The sequence below is a fragment of the Mycobacterium sp. NGS57 genome, assembly GCF_059812405.1.
The window spans coordinates 466,368-486,034 of sequence record NZ_JCALCP010000001.1; the positions used below are offsets into that span (position 1 = coordinate 466,368).

Genomic DNA, 19,667 nt, shown 5'->3' on the forward strand with positions numbered 1-19,667 from the left:
TGCGCTCACACTCGAAAACCCAGGCGGGGGCCTCAGTCCGAGGAGACCGCCGTCCCGGGCCGGGCGGTTTCGACGATCACGGTGGTGGCCTTGACGACGGCCACCGCGACGCTGCCGGGCGCGAGCCCGAGCTCCTCGGCGGCCTCGGTGCTCATCAGCGACACCACGGTGTGCGGCCCGCACTGCATCTCGACCTGGGTCATCACCTTGTCGGTGATCACCTTGGTGACCAGGCCGACGAACCGGTTGCGGGCCGAGCTGCCGATGCTCAGCGGGTCCGGGGGCGGGGCGGGCGCGTTGGTCCGGGAAAACTCCGCCAGATCCTCGCTGGCGATGACCTTGCGGCCGGCCGCGTCGTTGCTGACCGACAACGTGCCCTGGTTGATCCATCGCCGGACCGTGTCGTCGCTGACTCCAAGCAGCTCAGCCGCCTGACGGATGCGCAGGTTCGGCACCGCTCGATGGTAACGGAAGCGCCGCCGACCTGCCGGTTGATCCCGCGAACGCGACACGCGCGACACGCAACGGAAAAATCGGTGACGCCCGGCACCCCAGCCCGGGGCCGTCCGGCACCCGGCACCCGCGCCACCGGAGAAGGCGCAGCAACTCGGGTCAGGGCCCGTCGGCAAGCACAAACACGCAGGTAGGGACCTAATTCCGGGCCGTCCGAAGGCCCCTGCCGCCGCCGAAACGGTGGGCCGCGGACGCCGGTTCGGCGCCGCCCCAAGTCCCGTTCGCCGGCCCCGGCGGGCGGGCCCACGCTGGACATTTCCGGAATTAACCAGGGGGTCGGGTTAGATTTCGTCAGGAAGCGTGAGTACGGTCATCTCCGCTGGCTGAAGTACCCGGCAGGAGACAAAGGAGATCGACTTCGGTCGATTGACAGATACGGAGGAATCGTGGCCCTTCCCCAGTTGACCGACGAGCAGCGGGCGGCCGCTTTGGAGAAGGCGGCTGCCGCACGTCGTGCGCGAGCAGAGCTCAAAGACCGCCTCAAGCGTGGCGGTACCAACCTCACCCAGGTGCTCAAGGACGCCGAGACCAACGAAGTCCTGGGCAAGATGAAGGTGTCTGCGCTGCTCGAGGCCCTGCCGAAGGTGGGCAAGGTCAAGGCGCAGGAAATCATGACCGAGCTGGAGATCGCCCCCACCCGCCGCCTGCGCGGCCTGGGCGACCGGCAGCGCAAGGCCCTGCTGGAAAAGTTCGGCTCCTAACCGAACCGGCGACGATGCAGGCCGAACGGCCTGTGGGGGCACCGACCCGGGAGCGCGAGTGAGCGCGAGCGGGGGGCCGGACGTCGCGCAGGGGGCACGCCCGAAGCCAACCGGCGAGGGGCGGGTTGTCGTGCTGTCCGGTCCCTCCGCGGTCGGCAAGTCTTCGGTGGTGCGCTGCCTGCGTGAGCGGCTTCCCCACCTGCAGTTCAGCGTCTCGGCCACCACCCGTGAGCCGCGCCCGGGCGAGGTCGACGGCGTCGACTATCACTTCGTCAGCCCCGCCCGCTTCCAGCAACTGATCGACGACGGCGCCCTGCTCGAATGGGCCGAGATCCACGGCGGGCTGCACCGATCGGGCACCCTGGCCGACCCGGTGCGGGCCGCGGCCGCGTCCGGGCTGCCGGTGCTCATCGAGGTCGACCTGGCCGGCGCCCGGGCGGTCAAGGAGGCGATGCCCGAGGCGGTGACGGTGTTCCTGGCCCCGCCCAGCTGGGAGGATCTGGAAGCCAGGCTGGTCGGCCGCGGCACCGAAACACCCGAGGCGATGCGGCGGCGCCTCGACACGGCCCGCATCGAGATGGCGGCGCAGGACGACTTCGACGAGGTAGTGGTCAACAGTCGATTGGAGTCTGCGTGCGCCGAATTGGTATCCTTGCTGGTGGGAACTGCGCCGGGCCCGACATGAATCACCAAAAAGCGACTAAAAGGCACTGATAAGGCGCGGTCAGACCCATTCCACCGACTTCAAACCGCCAGGAGACTGACCTACGTGAGCATTTCCCCGTCCGACGCGGCGCTGACCGCCGTCGACCAGTTCGACCCGTCGGCAGGCGGGCAGGGCGCCTACGACACGCCGCTCGGCATCACCAACCCGCCCATCGATGAGCTGCTGGACCGCGTCTCCAGCAAGTACGCCCTGGTGATCTACGCGGCCAAGCGGGCCCGCCAGATCAACGACTACTACAACCAGCTCGGCGAGGGCATCCTCGAATACGTCGGGCCGCTGGTCGAGCCCGGGCTGCAGGAAAAGCCCCTGTCGATCGCGCTGCGCGAGATCCACAGCGACCTGCTCGAACACACCGAGGGCGAGTAACAGGCGGGCCGGGGCGCGCTGTGGACGACCGTAAGCGGATCGCGAAAATAGTCGTCGGCGTCTCCGGCGGCATCGCCGCCTACAAGGCGTGCACGGTCGTTCGTCAGCTCGCCGAGGCCGGCCACGACGTCCGCGTCATCCCCACCGAGTCCGCGCTGCGGTTCGTGGGGGCGGCCACCTTCGAGGCGCTGTCCGGCCACCCGGTGCGCACCGGCGTCTTCGACGACGTCCCCGAGGTGCCACACGTCCGGCTCGGCAAGGAGGCCGACCTCGTCGTGGTGGCGCCGGCCACCGCCGACCTGCTGGCCCGGGCGGTGCACGGCCGGGCCGACGACCTGCTCACCGCCACACTGCTGACCGCCCGATGTCCGGTGCTGTTCGCGCCGGCGATGCACACCGAAATGTGGTTGCACCCGGCCACCGTCGACAACGTGGCCACGCTCCGGCGCCGCGGCGCGGTGGTGCTCGAACCCGCGCACGGGCGGCTCACCGGCACCGACACCGGCGCGGGCAGGCTGCCCGAGGCCGAGGAGATCACCACCCTGGCCCACCTGCTGCTCGAGCGCCACGACGCGCTGCCCTACGACCTTTCCGGCTGCCGGGTGCTGGTCACCGCCGGCGGCACCCGCGAGCCGATCGACCCGGTGCGCTTCATCGGCAACCGCAGCTCCGGCAAGCAGGGCTACGCGGTGGCGCGGGTCGCCGCCCAGCGCGGCGCCGAGGTGACGCTGATCGCCGGGCACACCGCCGGGCTGATCGATCCCGCCGGCGTCAACGTCGTGCACATCAGCTCGGCGCAGCAGCTCGGCGAGGCGGTGTCCAAGCACGCCCCCGAGGCCGACGTCCTGGTGATGGCCGCGGCGGTCGCCGACTTCCGGCCCGCCCAGGTCGCCGCCGCCAAGATCAAGAAGGGCCCGGACCCCCAGTCCGATTTGCCGACGATCGATCTGACCCGCAACGACGACGTGCTGGCCGGCGCCGTCCGCGCCCGGGCGCACGGGCAGCTGCCCAACATGCGGGCCATTGTGGGCTTTGCCGCCGAGACCGGCGACGCCAACGGCGACGTGTTGTTCCACGCCCGGGCCAAGTTGGCGCGCAAGGGCTGCGATCTCCTGGTGGTCAACGCCGTCGGCGACAACCGGGCCTTCGAGGTGGACAGCAACGACGGCTGGCTGCTGGCTTCCGACGGCACCGAGTCGGCGCTGCCACACGGTTCCAAGACGCTGATGGCCAGTCGTATCGTGGACGCAATCGTCGCGTTCCTGCACGGCGACAGCGGGTAGCAAGGTTTACTTCGGTGCGGCGTCCACGGGCGCCGGCCGTCGCCCCCGGGCGGACGGACCGAGCCTCGAGCCAGAAGATATAATTCGACTGCCTAATTATCGGAAGGATCGGAATAGTGAGCGAAAAGGGTCGTCTGTTTACCAGTGAGTCGGTGACCGAAGGTCATCCCGACAAGATCTGTGACGCGATCAGCGACTCGGTCCTCGACGCGCTGCTGGCAGAGGACCCCCGCTCACGTGTTGCGGTCGAGACCCTGGTGACCACGGGCCAGGTGCACGTGGTGGGCGAGGTGACGACGTCGGCCAAGGAGGCGTTCGCCGACATCACCAACACCGTGCGCGCACGGATCCTCGACATCGGCTACGACTCGTCGGACAAGGGCTTCGACGGGGCGTCGTGCGGGGTGAACATCGGCATCGGTGCGCAGTCGCCCGACATCGCCCAGGGCGTCGACACGGCCCACGAGGCGCGCGTCGAGGGTGCGGCCGACCCGCTCGACTCCCAGGGCGCCGGCGACCAGGGATTGATGTTCGGCTACGCCATCAACGACACCCCGGAGCTGATGCCGCTGCCGATCGCGCTGGCCCACCGGCTGTCGCGGAAACTGACCGAGGTCCGCAAGAACGGGACGCTGCCCTACCTGCGCCCCGACGGCAAGACCCAGGTCACCATCGCCTACGAGGACGACGTCCCGGTGCGGCTGGACACGGTGGTCGTGTCCACCCAGCACGCCGACGGCATCGACCTGGAGAAGACGCTGGACCCCGACATCCGCAAGCACGTGCTCTCCACCGTGCTCGACGAGTTGGCCCACGAGACCCTGGACTCGTCGGGGACCCGGGTTCTGGTCAACCCGACCGGCAAGTTCGTGCTCGGCGGCCCCATGGGTGACGCGGGCCTGACCGGCCGCAAGATCATCGTCGACACCTACGGCGGCTGGGCCCGCCACGGCGGCGGCGCCTTCTCCGGCAAGGATCCGTCCAAGGTGGACCGTTCGGCGGCGTACGCGATGCGCTGGGTGGCAAAGAACATCGTTGCCGCCGGCCTGGCGGAGCGCGTCGAGGTGCAGGTGGCCTACGCCATCGGCAAGGCCGCCCCGGTCGGGCTGTTCATCGAGACGTTCGGCACCGCGATCGTCGACCCGGTCAAGATCGAGAAGATCGTGCCCGAGGTGTTCGACCTGCGGCCCGGCGCGATCATCCGCGACCTGGACCTGCTGCGCCCGATCTACGCGCAGACCGCCGCCTACGGGCACTTCGGCCGCACCGACATCGAGCTGCCGTGGGAGCAGCTCAACATGGTCGACGAGCTCAAGCGCGCGATCTAAGGCAGCGGGTGGTCGGCGCCCAGCGCCGGCAGCCCGTCGATGCTGCGCCCGTTGCGCTCGATCAGCCGCGCGTAGGCCTCGTCGGTCGCATTGTGGTGGTGCGCGTCGAGCACCGGCCGTTCGTCGACGAGTTCGTAGTAGGGCACCGCGAACCCGCAGGCGTCGGCGATGCGTTCCACGTCGACGACGACGACGGCGCGGACGCCCGCGTGCTGGTCACCGAAATGCGTGAGCAGCCCGGCGAATTCGGCGTCGTCGGGGCGCACCACGCGCCCGGTGCCGAACAGCCGCAGGATCCGCGAGGTGCGGGTGAACGAGCAGAACATGACGGTGATCCGGCCGTTGTCGCGCAGGTGCGCGATCGTTTCCACACCGCTGCCGAACAGGTCGAGATAGGCGACGGCGTGCTCGCCCAGCACCGCGAAGGTGTCGCGATAACCCTTGGGGGAGAGGTTGATTCGCCCTCCTTCGGAGGGGGCGGTGGCAACGAAGAACACGGCCTGCTCCTCGATGAACGCGCGCAGCGATGAGTCGATGCCCGGAAATACCTTTGCCACGCTGCAAATCGTAGCGTCGGCCGCGAAGGCTACGGTTTCGGTGGTTACGGCTTGAGCGCGACCAACCGGATGTCGCCGCGGTAGAACTCGAGCACCCGCGGGTTCATCACCCGCCTCCACAACGGCGGGAACAGCGCCAGCAACAGCATCGCGCTGTATCCGCTCGGCAGTTGGGGGGCGTCGTCGACGTGGCGCAGCACCTGGTAGGGGCGCAGCGGGTTGGCGTGATGATCGGAATGGCGCTGCAGGTGGAACAGCAGGACGTTGGCGATCACCGTGCTGCTGTTCCAGCTGTGCGCCGCACGCACCCGCTCGTAGCGGCCGCTGGCCAGCTTCTGCCGCCGCAGCCCGTAGTGCTCGAGGTAGTTGACCGTCTCCAGCAGGCTGAAGCCCACGATCGCCTGGCCGATCAGCCAGGGCAGCACCACCGGGCCGAACCATACTGAAAGTACGGCGAACAGCGCGGCGCTCATCAGCCACGCACTGAGCACGTCGTTGTGCAGCGTCCAGCGGGTTTTGCCCAGCGCGGCCAACCGCGCCCCCTCGAGGCGCCACGCCGAGCGCACGCTGCCGCTCACCGACCGCGGGATGAAGGCATACAGGCTCTCGTCGAACCGCGCGCTGGCCGGGTCCTCCGCGGTGGCGACCCGGACGTGGTGCCCGCGGTTGTGCTCGACGTAGAAATGCCCGTAGCAGGTCTGCGCGAGCGCGACCTTGCTCAGCCGCCGTTCGGTGCGCTCCCGCGTGTGCCCCAGCTCGTGCGCGGCGTTGATGGCGAGCCCGCCGACAAGGCCGACCGTCGCCATCAGCCCCACCTTGTCGACGAAACTCATTGCCAGCCAACCGCCGCCGCTCCACAGCCAGCAGGCGAACACCAGCGACAGGTACTGGTTGGGGAGATAGAGGTACGTGGCCCAGCGGTAGAACGGGTCGGTCTCCAGCCACGCGAGGATGCTGTCCTCGGGATTGGCCGCGTCGGGGCCGACGAGATGGTCCAATACCGGGATGACCACGAAGGCCAGCAGCGGCACGGTCCACCAGAACAGGCCGACGCCGGTGGCCTTCATCCCCAGCCAGGACGGGAAGACGAGCGCCGGCACGGCCGCCGCGAGGAGCCAGAGGTACCGCTTGGGCTGATTCCAGGACGCGGCGGGCGTCTCCGGTCGACGGACCGGTAGCTGGGCGCTAGGCGAAAGTGGCACGTTCGTCCAAAACGATTCTGTCGGTCGAATTAACAGGCGGTCACCTGTCATGCCCACCCACAATAGCGCATTATGCATACTTACGGTATGCTTACAACGTCGTTACTTAAATCACAGTCTGTTGTAAACCGGAGGCAAGGATGGCTCTCTCGCGGAGGCGCTTTCTGGGCGCCGCCGCCGGTGTCACCGCGGGCGCTCTGGGTGCCGGCGTCGAACTCGGGACCCGGCGAGCGGCCGCGAGCGCACTGCGCCCCCACTACCGGGCCATCGTCGTCGGCAGCGGGTACGGCGGCGGGGTGTCGGCGCTGCGACTCGGCCAGGCCGGCGTCGACACGCTGATCCTGGAACGCGGCCGGTGGTGGAACACCCCCGACGCGGACGGCAAACGCTTCACGCCGATGATGCCCCCGGACAATCGCGCGGGTTGGTTCACCTCCGTCCCGCCCAGCCTGGTGCCGTCGTATCGGGGCGTGTCGATCGCCGAGGTGGCCAAGCATTCGAAGTCGCCGCAGCCGGTTCAGGCCGGGATCTGCGAGAAGGTGGTACACGGCGCGCACACGGTGTTTCGCGGCGCCGCCGTCGGCGGCGGGTCGATGGTCAACGCCGCGATCGCGGCGATCCCGACCCCCGATCAGGTCCGCGCCACCTTCCCCGACATCGCCCCCGACGCCTTTTTCGGGACCTACATCGAGCGCGCCAAGACCATGCTGCGCATCAGCTACCGCGACATGGACTGGTTCGAGAAGACGCCGTGGTTCCAGTACGCCAGGGTCGGCCGGCGGTACGCGGAGGCGGCCGGCTACGGCGTGGACTACAACGGCAGCGCCTACTCGTTCGACTACATGCAAAAGGAAGAGGCGCAACTGGTTCCGCGCTCGGCGCTGAACTTCGAGCAGCAATACGGCAACAACTACGGCAGGGTGGGCAGCGTCGACCAGACGTACATCGCGGCCGCGCTGGCCACGGGCAAGGTCCACCTCAAGCCGCTCACCCAGGTGACCGGCATCCGCCGGGAGCGGTCGGGCGAATACGTGGTGTCCACCCGCGAGATCGACCGGTACGGCAAGAAGGTCGCCGACGACGAATTCGGTTGCGACCAGCTGTATCTGAGCGCCGGGGTGCTGGGCACCAACGAGTTGCTGCTGCGGGCCCGCGAAACCGGGGGCCTGCCCCACCTGAACGACGAGGTCGGCCGCGGGTACGGAAACAACGGCGACATCATGGTCTCCCACATGCTGGCGCCCAGCGACCCCGCGGGCACGCAGCAGTCCCTGCTGGGGATGATCAACCTCGACGGCCGCAACGACCCGGACAACCCGGTGTACGCCAGCATGTTCTCGCTGCCGCTGCCGGTGGAGACGTTCGCGCTGGGCTACTACGTGATGGTGCGCACCGGCGACCGCGCCGACATCCACTACGACCGGGCCAAGGATTCCATCGCCATCGACTGGCCGGCGGGCTACACCGAGAACCTGCACGCGCGGGCGCAGGTGGTCTTCGACAAGGTGACCCAGGCCAGCGGCGTGGACTACCGCGACGATCTCTTCGAGGGAAAGGCCTTCGCGCCCAACACCGTTCACCCGCTGGGCGGGGTGGTGCGGGGCAAGGCCACCGACGGTTACGGCAGGGTAAAGGGCTACGACAACCTGTTCGTCAACGACGCCTCGCTGCTGCCGGGCTACCTGGGCTGCAACCCGTTCATGTCGATCACCGCGCTGGCCGAACACAACATCGAGGGGATCCTGCAGGGGCGCAAGGACTAGCTTGTCTCAGGCGCTGAACCGGTAGTCGTCGAGCCGGAATCGCCGGCTGCGCCAGTACGTCTCCACCGTGGTGGCAGGCCGCAGCGGCACGTCACCGTTCTTGTCGAAGTAGTAGCTGTTGGCCAGCCGGCAGCTGTCCTGCCAGAAGATCTGGCGGTGGCGCTTGCGCATCATCTCGGCGAAGTACCGGTGATTGGCCTCCTCGGTCACCTCGACGCGGGTGGCGCCCTCGCGGCGGGCCCGCTTGAGGCAGCGCACGATGTGATGGGTCTGCGTCTCGATGAGCGCGAAATACGAGGAGCCGACGTAGCCGTACGGGCCGAACACACTGAACATGTTCGGGAAACCCGGGACGCTCACGCCCTCGTAGGCCTGCAGCCGGTGCTCGTCCCAGAACCGGCTCAGCGACTCACCGCCGCTGCCGATGACGGAAAAGGTGGGGACGTTGTCGGTGTCCATCACCTTGAAGCCGGTCGCCAGGATCAGCACATCGATCTCGTGGTCGTGTCCGTCGGTGGTGGCCACCGCCGACGGCGTGATCTTGTCGATCGGCTCGGTGACCAGCCGCACGTTGTCGCGGTTGAACGTGGCCAGGTAGCCGTTGTGGAAGCCCGGCCGCTTGCAGCCCACGGCGTAGTCGGGGGTGAGCTGCTCGCGCAGCACCGGGTCGGTCACCTGCTGGCGCAGATAGCTGCGGCCCGCCGCGGCCATCCGCCTGGCCAGCGGGAACACGGTGAAGTATTGCGCGGCGAGCGGGAAGGTCAGCTCGACGAAGGCCTGGCTGAGCAGCCGCTGGACCACCTTGCCGCCCGGGACGCGCATCGCGAGTCGGGCCGGCGCGGGCAGCGGCACGTCGAACTTGGGGAAGCACCAGATCGGGGTGCGCTGAAACACGGTGAGCTGGGAGACGATCGGCGCGATCTCGGGGATGACCTGCACGGCCGAGGCGCCGGTGCCGATGATCGCGACGCGCTTGCCGGACAGGTCCTGGCCGTGGTCCCACCGCGCGGTGTGCATGGTGGTGCCCGCGAACGAGTCGACACCGTCGATGTCGGGCAGCTTCGGCACGGTCAGCACGCCGCTGGCGCTGATCAAGAACCGGGCGGTCACTTCGCCACCGGGGTCGGTCTGCACCCGCCACAGGCGGTGTTCGTCGTCGAACTCGGCGGAAAGCACCTTGGTGTTGAACCGGATCCGCGGCCGCAGGCCGTATTTGTCGACGCAGTGTTCGGCGTAGGCCTTCAGCTCGTGGCCCGGCGCGTAGGTGCGCGACCAGCGCGGGCTCTGCTCGAAGGAGAACTGATAGGAGAACGACGGAATATCCACGGCGATACCGGGATAGGTGTTCCAGTGCCAGGTGCCGCCGACGCCGTCGCCGGCCTCGACGATGAGGTAGTCGGCGAGACCGGCCCGGTCCAGCTTGATCGCCGTACCGATGCCGGAGAATCCGGCGCCGACGATCAGGGTGTCGTAGTCGGGTTTAACGCTCATGTGCGCCCCAGGATAGTCCGCGGGGCGGGGGGATCTCTATGGGTGCAGCGCCGCGCGCAGCGCCGCGAGCCCGCGATCCATCCCGGCGGTGGCCGCCGGCACCACGCCGGCGTAGCCGAGGTAGCCGTGCACCATCGTCTCGGCGTTGTGCACCTGCACCGGGACCCCGGCGGCGGCCAGCAGCTCGCCGTAGCGGATGCCGTCGTCGCGCAGCGGGTCGTGACCGGCGACGCCGATGTAGGCCGGCGCCAGCCCGGAAAGGTCCGTCGCCCGCCCCGGCGCCATGCCCGACGGCGGGTCGGACAGGTCGACTTCGCCTGCGTACCAACGCGAGAACGCGGCGATGGCCGCCGAGTCCAGGATCGGCGCGTCGGCGTTCTCGGTGAACGACGGCAGCGACGCGTCCCACAGCGTGGAGGGGTACCACAACAGCTGGAAGACCAGGGCCGGCCCGCCTTCGTCGCGGGCGCGCTGCGCCGTGGCCGCGGCGATCGTCCCGCCGGCCGAATCGCCGGCGACCGCCATCCGGGCGGTGTCGGCACCGAGCTCGGCGCCGTGCTCGGCGACCCACAGCGTTGCGGCCCAAGCGTCTTCGACGGCCGCGGGGTAGGGATGCTCCGGCGCCAGCCGGTAGTCGACGGACACCACGATCGCGTCGGCGCCGGCGGCGTGCTGGCGCGCCGTGCCGTCGTGGGTATCGAGGTCGCCGACGACGAACCCGCCGCCGTGGAAGAACAGCACCACGGGCGCGTCGGTACCCGGATCGGCTGAGGGCCAATAAATCCGGGTCCCGAGGGGTCCGCCGGGGCTCGGGATGTCCCGGTCCTCGACCCGCAGTTCGGGATGCAGCGGGCGGCGGGGCAGGTCGCGGAGCCGTTGACGCGCCGCCTCGACACCATCTTCGGTTGATAGCCGGAACGGAACCGCATCCAGTACCTTCTCCAAGATGGGATCGATACCAGGGTTCTCATCGGCGATGTCCAAGCTGGGCATGGAAGTACCGTACGCACCGCGCCTGGTGTCCGGCGGCTGGGTGGTGGCCGGGTGGGCGGGCCTCGCCTACGGCGTCTATTTGACCGTGCTCGCGTTGCGTTCGCCGCCGGGAACGGATTTGACGGGGCACTGGGTGCTGCAGCCGCCGTTCAAGGCGGCGATGGCGGTATTGCTGACGGTCGCGGCGGTGGCGCACCCCATCGTCCGCGAGCGGCGCTGGCTGATGCCGGCGCTGCTGCTTTCGGCCGTCGGCGACTGGCTGCTGGCGATTCCGTGGTGGACGATGTCCTTCGGGCTGGGGCTCGCGGCATTCCTGTTGGCGCACTTGTGTTTCCTGGGCGCGCTGGTGCCGCTGGCCCGGACGACGCGCCCGCGCCTGGCCGCCGTCGTCCTGGTGTGCCTGGCGTCGGTGTCGCTGCTGGCGTGGTTCTGGCCGCACCTGGGCCGCGACAAGCTGACGATTCCGGTGACGCTCTACATGATCGCGCTGACGGCGATGGTGTGCGCGGCGCTGCTGGCGGACCTGCCGACCATCTGGACCGCGGTGGGCGCGGTGTGTTTCGGGGTGTCGGACGCGATGATCGCCATCGGGCGGTTCATCCTCTACAACGACGCGCTGGCGGTGCCCATCTGGTGGTTGTACGCCGCGGCCCAGGTCCTGATCACCGCCGGGTTCTTCTTCGGCCGCGAGGAACCCGAATACCAGCCCGACTATGCGTACGAGTACGACTACGACGCCGACTACGACGCCGAATATGACGCCGAGGCCGACCAGGGCTAGTTGTCGGTCCCGTTGGCTAGCAAGGTAACTCGGCGCACCCCCGTCGAGGTCGAGCCGATCGCCCGGGTGCTGCCGATGCTCTCGGTGCCGCATCTGGACCGCGAATTCGACTACCTGGTGTCGGCCGAGCAGTCCGACGACGCCCAGCCCGGCGTGCGGGTGCGGGTGCGCTTCCACGGCCGCCTGGTCGACGGGTTCGTGCTGGAGCGGCGCAACGACACCGACCACACGGGCAAGCTGGGCTGGCTGGATCGGGTCGTCTCGCCCGAGCCGGTGCTCACCCCGGAGATCCGGCGCCTGGTCGACGCGGTGGCGGCGCGGTACGCCGGGACCCGGCCCGACGTGCTGCGGCTGGCCGTGCCGGCCCGGCACGCCAGGGTGGAGCGGGAAGCCGCGGCCGTCCTGCCGTTGCCGGTGGTCGGGCCCGTGGACCCGTCGGCCTGGGAGGCGTACGCCCGCGGCGGGCAGTTCTTGGCGGCGCTGGCCGAGTCCCGCGCGGCCCGGGCCGTCTGGCAGGCGCTGCCGGGCGAGCCGTGGGCCGACCGGTTCGCCGAGGCCGCGTCGCAAACGGTCGCGACGGGGCGCTCGGCGCTGGCGATCGTGCCCGATCAGCGGGACCTGGACACCCTGTGGCGGGCCGCGACGGCGCTGATCGACGAAAAATGCGTGGTGGCGCTGTCGGCGGGGCTGGGCCCCGCGGCCCGCTACCGGCGCTGGCTGGCGGCGCTGCGGGGCGCCGCGCGGCTGGTGATCGGCACCCGCAGCGCGGTGTTCGCGCCGCTGAGCGACCTGGGGCTGGTCATGGTGTGGGCCGACGCCGACGACAGCCTGGCCGAGCCGCGCGCGCCGTACCCGCACGCCCGCGAGGTGGCGATGCTGCGCGCGCACCAGGCCCGCTGCGCGGCGCTGATCGGCGGCTTCGCGCGCACCGCCGAGGCGCACGCGCTGGTGCGCAGCGGGTGGGCGCACGACATCGTCGCCGCGCGGCCCGTGGTGCGAGCGCGCACCCCGCGCGTGATCGCCCTCGACGACAGCGGCTACGCCGAGGAACGCGACCCGGCGGCCCGCACCGCGCGCGTCCCGTCCATCGCGTTGCGCGCCGCGCGCTCGTCGCTGCAGGACGGGGCGCCGGTGCTGGTGCAGGTGCCACGGCGCGGTTACGTCCCGTCGCTGGCGTGCGGGCGCTGCCGCGCCATCGCCCGGTGCCGGCAGTGCACCGGTCCCTTGTCACTGGCGGGGTCGCTGCAGGAACGTGGCCCGGGCGCGACCTGTCGCTGGTGCGGTCGGGCCGAACCGGCGCTGCGGTGCGCGCGCTGCGGGTCGGACGCGGTGCGCGCGGTGGTCGTCGGGGCGCGGCGCACCGCCGAGGAGCTCGGCCGGGCGTTCGCCGGCACCCCGGTCGTCACCTCGGCGGGCGACGCCATCGTGGACGCGGTTGCCGCCCGCCCGGCCCTGGTGGTGGCCACGCCCGGCGCCGAGCCCCGCGCGGACGGCGGGTATGGGGCCGCGCTATTGCTGGACACGTGGGCGCTGCTGGGCCGCCAGGATTTGCGCGCCGCCGAGGACGCCCTGTGGCGCTGGATGAGCGCCGCCGCCCTGGTGCGCCCTCGCGGCGACGGCGGCGTGGTGATCGTGGTCGCCGAATCATCCATTCCCACAGTGCAATCGCTGATCCGCTGGGATCCCGTCGGGCACGCGGAGGCCGAACTGACCGCGCGCGCCGAGGTCGGGCTGCCGCCCAGCGTGCACATGGCGGCCCTGGACGGCACCGCCGCGGCCGTGGCGGCACTGCTTGACGAGGCCCGGCTACCGGGCCAGGACCACGCCGACGTGCTCGGCCCGGTCGACCTGCCGCCGGGCGTGCGCCGCCCGGCCGGGACGCCCGCCGGCGTGCCGGTGATCCGGATGCTGCTGCGGGTGCGCCGCGCGCAGGGCCTGGGGCTGGCGGCCGCCCTGCGGCGGGGCGTCGGTGTGCTCAGCGCCCGGCAGAACCACGAGCCGGTGCGGGTGCAGATCGATCCGCTGCACATCGGATAGCGTGAGCCGCGCCGAAGCTGCGTGGTGGCGATAATATTCGTGAGAAATAATTTCGGGTCTCGGCTGTTACACTTTCATCTCTTTGGCGGGTCTTTGCTGTTGGCCCGGGCAAGGGTCCGGAGGAGGGGCGCCATGGCGGCGGACAACGCGACGGCAGCTGACGATTCGCTGGACGTGATCACCGATGCGCTGCTGACGGCGTCCCGTTTGCTGCTGGCGGTCTCGGCCCGCTCGATCGGGCAGGTCGACGAGACCATCACCATTCCGCAATTCCGGACCCTGATAATCCTGTCCAACCGCGGCCCGGTCAACCTGGCCACGCTGGCCGGCCTGCTCGGGGTGCAACCCTCGGCCACCGGCCGGATGGTCGACCGGCTCGTCGCCGCCGGGCTGATCGACCGCCTCCCGCACCCCACGTCCCGGCGCGAACTGCTGGCGGCGCTGACCAAGCGCGGCCGCGAGGTGGTGCGCCGGGTCACCGCGTACCGGCGCGCCGAGATCGCCGCCATCGTGGAGAAGATGCCGCCGCCCGAGCGCCACGGGCTGGTGCGGGCCCTGACCGCGTTCACCGCCGCCGGCGGCGAGCCCGACGTCCACCTGGACGCCGATCTCGACCTCTAGTCACTTTCTGTCGGCGGTGGCCAGCCGCTGGCGGTGTGGGGCGCTGATCGCGGAGATGCTCCCGGGTCGGAGCGCGGGCGTCGAGTGTGAGCCCCAAGGCTTCGAGCGCGAGCCCAGGGCGCTGGTTGTGAAGGTAGGGCGGGTTTCGGCGCGGATTCCCGCCCGGGATTCACTTTGAAAGCCCAGGCTTCACACCCGAAGCGCTGGGCTCACGCCGAATGCGAGGATCCGGTTCTTCCTAGACTGTGCCCGTGCGCCTCGTCTTCGCCGGTACCCCCGAACCCGCGCTGCCCGCGCTGCGGCGCCTGCTCGAATCGCCCCGGCACGAGGTGGTCGCGGTGCTGACGCGGCCCGACGCCGCCGCCGGCCGGCGCGGCAAGCCGGAGCCGTCCCCGGTGGCCCGCGAGGCGCTCGAGCGTGGCATCCCGGTGCTGCGCCCGGCGCGGGCCAATTCGCCGGAGTTCGTCGCCGAGCTCGCGGAGTGGGCGCCGGAGTGTTGCCCGGTCGTGGCCTACGGCGCGCTGCTGCGCGACGACCTGCTCGCGGTGCCCGCGCACGGCTGGATCAACCTGCACTTCTCGTTGCTGCCCGCCTGGCGCGGCGCGGCGCCCGTGCAGGCCGCGATCGCCGCGGGGGACACCGTGACCGGGGCGACGACGTTCCAGATCGAGCCGAGCCTGGATTCCGGGCCCGTGTACGGGGTCGTCACCGAGACGATCCGGCCGACCGACACCGCGGCCGATCTTCTCGAGCGCCTTGCGGATTCGGGTGCCGCGCTACTGTCGGCCACCCTGGACGGCGTCGCCGACGGCACGCTGACGCCGCGTCCGCAGCCGGCCGACGGCGTCAGCGTCGCGCCGAAGATCACCGTCGAGGCGGCCCGGGTGCGCTGGGATCTGCCGGCGCCGGTCGTGGAGCGGCGCATCCGCGCCGTCACGCCCAACCCTGGCGCGTGGACCGTCGTCGGCGACCTCCGGGTCAAGCTCGGTCCGGTGCAGCCCGACCCAGGCGGCCCAAAGCCGTTGGGGCCTGGTGCCATTCACGCCGACCGCAAATCCGTGTGGATCGGCACCGGCACGGAGCCGGTGCGCCTGGGCCAGATCCAGCCGCCCGGCAAGAAATTCATGACCGCCGTCGACTGGGCCCGCGGCGCCCGGCTCGATCCCGCGGCGCGCGCGACATGAGCGCCAAACCACGCAAACGGCGCACCCCGCTGGACCCCGCGCGCGGCGCCGCCTTCGAGGTGCTGCGCGCCGTCAGCGAGCGCGACGCGTACGCGAACCTGGCCCTGCCCGCGCTGCTGCGCCAGCGCGGAATCAGCGGGCGCGACGCCGCTTTCGCCACCGAGCTGACCTACGGCACCTGCCGCACCCGCGGGCTGCTCGACGCGGTCATCGGCGCGGCCGCCGGGCGCGCGCCGGAGGCCATCGACCCGGTGCTGCTCGACCTGCTGCGCCTCGGCGCCTACCAGTTGCTGCGCACCCGCGTCGACGCGCACGCCGCGGTGTCCACCACCGTCGAGCAGGCCGGGATCGAATTCGACTCGGCGCGAGCGGGTTTCGTCAACGGGGTGTTGCGCACGATCGCCGGCCGGGACGAGGAATCCTGGGTCGCGGAGCTGGCCCCCGACGGGTCCAAAGACCCGGTCGGGCACGCCGCGTTCGTGCACGCGCACCCGCGCTGGATCGCCCAGGCCTTCGCCGACGCGCTCGGTGCGGCCGCGGGCGAACTCGACGCGCTGCTGGCCAGCGACGACCGGCGGCCCCAAGTGCATCTGGCGGCCCGCCCGGGGGTGCTGACCGCCGCCGAGCTGGCCGACGCGGTCGGCGGCACCGTCGGGCGGTATTCGCCTTACGCGGTGTACCTGCCGGGCGGTGATCCCGGGCGGCTGGCGCCGGTGCGCGACGGCGCGGCGCTGGTTCAGGACGAGGGCAGCCAGCTGGTGGCCCGCGCGCTGACACTGGCGCCGGTCGACGGCGACACCGGCCGCTGGCTGGACCTGTGCGCCGGGCCGGGCGGCAAGACCGCGCTGCTGGCCGCGCTGGGTTCGGACGCCCGCGTCACCGCGGTGGAGCCGGCGCCGCGCCGCGCGGACATGGTGGCGGAGAACACCCGCGGGCTCGGGGTCGAGGTGCTGCGCGTGGACGGGCGGGAGAGCGGTCTCGAGCCGGGCTTCGACCGGGTGCTCGTCGACGCGCCGTGCACCGGGCTGGGCGCGCTGCGGCGCCGGCCGGAGGCGCGGTGGCGCCGCCGGCCGGCCGACGTGCCGGCCCTGGCCAGGCTGCAGCGCGAGCTGCTGGCCGCGGCGATCGCGCTGACCCGCCCCGGCGGCGTCGTCCTGTATGCGACCTGCTCGCCGCACCTCGCGGAAACCGTTGGGGTGGTTGCCGACGCGCTGCGCCGCCATCCGGTGTGCGCGCTGGACGCCCGGCCGCTGTTCGAGCCCGTCCAGGACGGTCTGGGGGATGGGCCCTATACGCAGCTGTGGCCACACCGACACGGCACCGACGCGATGTTCGCGGCGGTGCTGCGTCGGTTGCCGGAAACTAAGTAGTCTGTCGCACATGCCCGCCAGCAACGGTCGACCGTTGATCGCCCCGTCGATCCTGTCCGCCGATTTCGCCCGGCTCGCAGACGAGGCGGCAGCCGTGCGCGGCGCCGATTGGCTGCACGTCGACGTGATGGACAACCACTTCGTGCCGAACCTGACCATCGGCCTGCCGGTGGTGGAGGCGCTGTTGGCGACGACCGAAATCCCCATGGATTGCCATCTGATGATCGAGGACCCGGATCGGTGGGCGCCGCCGTACGCAGAGGCCGGCGCCTACAACGTCACCTTCCACGCCGAGGCCACCGACAACCCCGTCGCCGTGGCCCGCGACATCCGCGCCGCCGGCGCCAAGGCCGGGATCAGCGTGAAGCCCGGGACCCCGCTGGAGCCGTACCTGGAAATCCTGCCGCACTTCGACACCCTGCTCATCATGTCGGTCGAGCCGGGCTTCGGCGGGCAGGACTTCATCCCCGAGGTGCTCGGCAAGGTGCGCACCGCCCGCAAGCTGATCGACGCGGGGGAGCTGACGATTCTGGTCGAGATCGACGGCGGCATCAACGAGGACACCATCGAGCAGTCCGCCGAGGCCGGCGTCGACTGCTTCGTCGCCGGGTCGGCGGTGTACGGGGCGCAGGACCCGGAGGCCGCGGTGGAGGCGTTGCGGCGACAGGCCGCCGCCGCGTCGGCGCACCTGCGCGCATGAACCAGCCCCAGTCGGTCAACAGCATCGACGCGGCCATGCGCCTGGCGATCGAGCACTCCTACCAGGTCAAGGGCACCACGTACCCGAATCCCCCCGTCGGGGCCGTCATCGTGGACCCGGAGGGCCGGGTGGTCGGCGTCGGCGCCACCGAGCCCGCGGGCGGCGACCACGCCGAGGTGCTGGCCCTGCGCCGGGCCGGCGGCCTCGCGGCCGGCGGCATCGCCGTGGTCACCCTCGAGCCGTGCAACCACTACGGCAAGACCCCGCCCTGCGTGAACGCCCTGATCGAGGCCCGCGTGGGCACGGTCATCTATGGCGTCGGCGACCCGAACGCGATCGCCGGCGGCGGCGCGGGCCGGCTGCAGGCCGCCGGGGTGCAGGTGCGCTCCGGCGTGCTGGCCGACGAGGTGGCCGCGGGGCCGCTGCGCGAGTGGTTGCACAAGGTGCGAACCGGGCTGCCGCACGTGACGTGGAAGTACGCCAGCAGCGTCGACGGCCGCAGCGCCGCCGCCGACGGCACCAGCCAGTGGATCTCCAGTGAGGCCTCCCGCGCGGACCTGCACCGCCGCCGCGCCATCGCCGACGCCATCGTCGTCGGCACCGGCACCGTGCTGGCCGACGACCCGGTGCTGACCGCCCGCCGGGCCGACGGCTCGCTGGCCGAGCGCCAACCGCTGCGCGTCGTGGTCGGCACGCGCGAAATGCCGCCGGAGGCAAAGGTTCTCAACAACGACGCGCCGACCATGGTGATCCGTACCCACGATCCCGTGGAGGTGATCAAGGCGCTGGCCGACCGCACCGACGTGCTGTTGGAGGGCGGCCCCACCCTGGCGGCTGCGTTCCTGCGGGCCGGGGCGATCAACCGCATCCTGGCCTACGTGGCGCCGGTGCTGGTGGGCGGGCCGGTTGCGGCCGTCGGCGACGTGGGGGTGCCGACCATCGCGCGGGCGCTGCGCTGGCAGTTCGACGGGATCGACCGGGCCGGCCCCGACGTGGTGCTCAGCCTGGTGCCGCAGAGCGGCTAACGTGAGCCGGTAGGCGACATCGAGCTGTGGATTCCGCTCGGCCGTGGCGGAAATCGTCAGCCTGCCGAATTAAGATCCCGACGATGAGCAGCCTTTTGTCCACTCTGCGCCATTGAGCCGTAAGTGGCCTTCCAAGCGGGGCAAAGCGCTGGAACGAATCATTGAGAAGCATTGTGGGCCCCCGCTCAGACGAAGCGGATCGCACCGCCGTTACCAAGGGACTACCAGGCAGTTCACGTTCGCATACCATGATCGTGACGACATCACGGGGAACCTAGTCCGTCGGATTTTGGTTGAAGATGTGGGTCTGAGCGAGGACGAGGCGTGGAGAGAGGTGAGGTGATGGAAGCACAGAGCGTCATCTATCGCCTCGATGCTGCGCGCACGCCGCCGTGGCAGTTCCATTCGATGCCTGAAAGCACCGTCGGTGGTGCCAACACACTGGATGATGCGCGCGAGGCGTATCGCGATGCTCTCCGCTTCTCATTCGATACGGACCGGATACCACCCATCCACGAATACATTGAGCAAGAGGCGCACCTCGGTATCTGGGTTCGGACCCCCCTGCACGCTCCTTACCGAGAGAGCGCCGTCAAAGAGATTGCTCGTCAGATTTCCTTCTATCCCAAAGAAGACATCGATTGGTTTTATCGGAGCACGACTGCTGGCGGAGATCCCGTTATCGTTCCCGTTTCCCCGGATGAAACGCTGGACGGCATCTTTGCACAGATGACCGCCTTCGATTCCCTGATCCTGATGGCGGGACTCGGCGACGGAGGCTTGTACCCGAAGAAGCTGATGTGGCTGGTCATAGCTGGGCTGGCAGCACAGCGGGGCATGCTTGAGGAACCGCCACTGGGACTGGACGAGCTTGGGCTCACCGCGGCCACGCCGTTACGCGAAGTATTCGCCACTGCCCTGAGGCACTACGAGCGGCTTGGGAGCGATCGCGTCAATCGCCCGCTGGCCCTCCTAGCGCCCGCTTAAAACTCGGCAGGATCTCGAGCGTTGAGCGAATCGATGTC

19 protein-coding genes are annotated in these 19,667 nt (G+C 70.5%); 14 read left to right on the plus strand and 5 right to left on the minus strand.

The annotated features are described in order from the left end of the window. Positions 1-32 precede the first annotated feature (32 nt). Positions 33-455: a TOBE domain-containing protein gene (locus AC5Y43_RS02415; RefSeq protein ID WP_499968923.1), complete on the minus strand. Its 423-nt coding sequence runs from the start codon at positions 453-455 to the stop codon at positions 33-35. Between the two features lie 444 nt (positions 456-899). Here AC5Y43_RS02415 and mihF point away from each other — a divergent pair, with 444 nt between their 5' ends. From mihF to metK, 5 genes are all read left to right on the plus strand, one after another. Next, positions 900-1,214 (plus strand): integration host factor, actinobacterial type, encoded by a 315-nt coding sequence (gene mihF / locus AC5Y43_RS02420; RefSeq protein ID WP_046185993.1) that lies wholly within the window; start codon positions 900-902, stop codon positions 1,212-1,214. 58 nt (positions 1,215-1,272) lie between these two features. Beyond that, positions 1,273-1,899, plus strand: coding sequence for a guanylate kinase (gene gmk, locus AC5Y43_RS02425; protein WP_499968925.1), 627 nt, complete (start codon positions 1,273-1,275; stop codon positions 1,897-1,899). Positions 1,900-1,983: 84 nt separating this feature from the next. Beyond that, positions 1,984-2,307: a DNA-directed RNA polymerase subunit omega gene (gene rpoZ, locus AC5Y43_RS02430; protein WP_499968929.1), complete on the plus strand. Its 324-nt coding sequence runs from the start codon at positions 1,984-1,986 to the stop codon at positions 2,305-2,307. A 20-nt stretch (positions 2,308-2,327) separates the two neighbouring features. Continuing rightward, a complete protein-coding gene (gene coaBC / locus AC5Y43_RS02435) occupies positions 2,328-3,590 on the plus strand; it encodes a bifunctional phosphopantothenoylcysteine decarboxylase/phosphopantothenate--cysteine ligase CoaBC (protein ID WP_499968931.1) in 1,263 nt (420 codons plus the stop codon). Between the two features lie 116 nt (positions 3,591-3,706). Then, a complete protein-coding gene (gene metK / locus AC5Y43_RS02440) occupies positions 3,707-4,918 on the plus strand; it encodes a methionine adenosyltransferase (protein WP_499968933.1) in 1,212 nt (403 codons plus the stop codon). On the opposite strand, the gene AC5Y43_RS02445 is transcribed toward metK, so the two are convergent. Further along, positions 4,915-5,475 carry a pyridoxamine 5'-phosphate oxidase family protein gene (locus AC5Y43_RS02445; protein ID WP_499968935.1) on the minus strand — a complete coding sequence of 187 codons (561 nt, stop codon included), beginning with the start codon at positions 5,473-5,475 and terminating at the stop codon, positions 4,915-4,917. The two genes, metK and AC5Y43_RS02445, sit on opposite strands and share 4 nt — an antisense overlap. A gap of 44 nt (positions 5,476-5,519) precedes the next feature. After that, positions 5,520-6,677, minus strand: a complete 1,158-nt coding sequence (locus AC5Y43_RS02450; RefSeq protein WP_499968937.1) for an alkane 1-monooxygenase — start codon at positions 6,675-6,677, stop codon at positions 5,520-5,522. 140 nt (positions 6,678-6,817) lie between these two features. On the opposite strand from AC5Y43_RS02450, the gene AC5Y43_RS02455 reads away from it, so the two are divergent. After that, positions 6,818-8,440, plus strand: a complete 1,623-nt coding sequence (locus tag AC5Y43_RS02455) for a GMC oxidoreductase (protein WP_499968940.1) — start codon at positions 6,818-6,820, stop codon at positions 8,438-8,440. A 6-nt stretch (positions 8,441-8,446) separates the two neighbouring features. Here AC5Y43_RS02455 and AC5Y43_RS02460 read toward each other — a convergent pair whose 3' ends face one another. Both AC5Y43_RS02460 and lipI read right to left on the minus strand, forming a co-directional pair. Next, positions 8,447-9,931, minus strand: coding sequence for a flavin-containing monooxygenase (locus tag AC5Y43_RS02460; protein ID WP_499968943.1), 1,485 nt, complete (start codon positions 9,929-9,931; stop codon positions 8,447-8,449). A 36-nt stretch (positions 9,932-9,967) separates the two neighbouring features. Next, positions 9,968-10,924, minus strand: a complete 957-nt coding sequence (gene lipI, locus AC5Y43_RS02465) for an esterase LipI (RefSeq protein WP_499968945.1) — start codon at positions 10,922-10,924, stop codon at positions 9,968-9,970. On the opposite strand from lipI, the gene AC5Y43_RS02470 reads away from it, so the two are divergent. The 8 genes from AC5Y43_RS02470 to AC5Y43_RS02505 all read left to right on the plus strand — a co-directional run bounded on the left by AC5Y43_RS02470 (position 10,923) and on the right by AC5Y43_RS02505 (position 19,629). After that, complete coding sequence (locus tag AC5Y43_RS02470) at positions 10,923-11,705, plus strand: lysoplasmalogenase (protein ID WP_499968947.1); 783 nt, start codon at positions 10,923-10,925, stop codon at positions 11,703-11,705. The two genes, lipI and AC5Y43_RS02470, sit on opposite strands and share 2 nt — an antisense overlap. Positions 11,706-11,780: 75 nt before the next feature. Further along, positions 11,781-13,742: a primosomal protein N' gene (locus tag AC5Y43_RS02475; RefSeq protein ID WP_499969384.1), complete on the plus strand. Its 1,962-nt coding sequence runs from the start codon at positions 11,781-11,783 to the stop codon at positions 13,740-13,742. Positions 13,743-13,874: 132 nt separating this feature from the next. Then, positions 13,875-14,363: a MarR family winged helix-turn-helix transcriptional regulator gene (locus AC5Y43_RS02480; RefSeq protein ID WP_499968949.1), complete on the plus strand. Its 489-nt coding sequence runs from the start codon at positions 13,875-13,877 to the stop codon at positions 14,361-14,363. Positions 14,364-14,614: 251 nt separating this feature from the next. Continuing rightward, the gene (gene fmt / locus AC5Y43_RS02485) at positions 14,615-15,547 is read left to right on the plus strand and encodes a methionyl-tRNA formyltransferase (protein WP_499968951.1); all 933 of its coding nucleotides are present in this window, start codon (positions 14,615-14,617) and stop codon (positions 15,545-15,547) included. Next, positions 15,544-16,917: an RsmB/NOP family class I SAM-dependent RNA methyltransferase gene (locus AC5Y43_RS02490; protein WP_499968954.1), complete on the plus strand. Its 1,374-nt coding sequence runs from the start codon at positions 15,544-15,546 to the stop codon at positions 16,915-16,917. The genes fmt and AC5Y43_RS02490 overlap by 4 nt, the downstream gene beginning before the upstream one ends. Position 16,918: 1 nt before the next feature. Continuing rightward, the gene (gene rpe, locus AC5Y43_RS02495; RefSeq protein WP_499969386.1) at positions 16,919-17,617 is read left to right on the plus strand and encodes a ribulose-phosphate 3-epimerase; all 699 of its coding nucleotides are present in this window, start codon (positions 16,919-16,921) and stop codon (positions 17,615-17,617) included. Beyond that, positions 17,614-18,642, plus strand: coding sequence for a bifunctional diaminohydroxyphosphoribosylaminopyrimidine deaminase/5-amino-6-(5-phosphoribosylamino)uracil reductase RibD (gene ribD / locus AC5Y43_RS02500; RefSeq protein WP_499968958.1), 1,029 nt, complete (start codon positions 17,614-17,616; stop codon positions 18,640-18,642). Before rpe ends, ribD begins: the two co-directional genes overlap by 4 nt. Before the next feature lie 342 nt (positions 18,643-18,984). Continuing rightward, the gene (locus AC5Y43_RS02505) at positions 18,985-19,629 is read left to right on the plus strand and encodes a hypothetical protein (protein WP_499968960.1); all 645 of its coding nucleotides are present in this window, start codon (positions 18,985-18,987) and stop codon (positions 19,627-19,629) included. Positions 19,630-19,667: the final 38 nt, after the last annotated feature.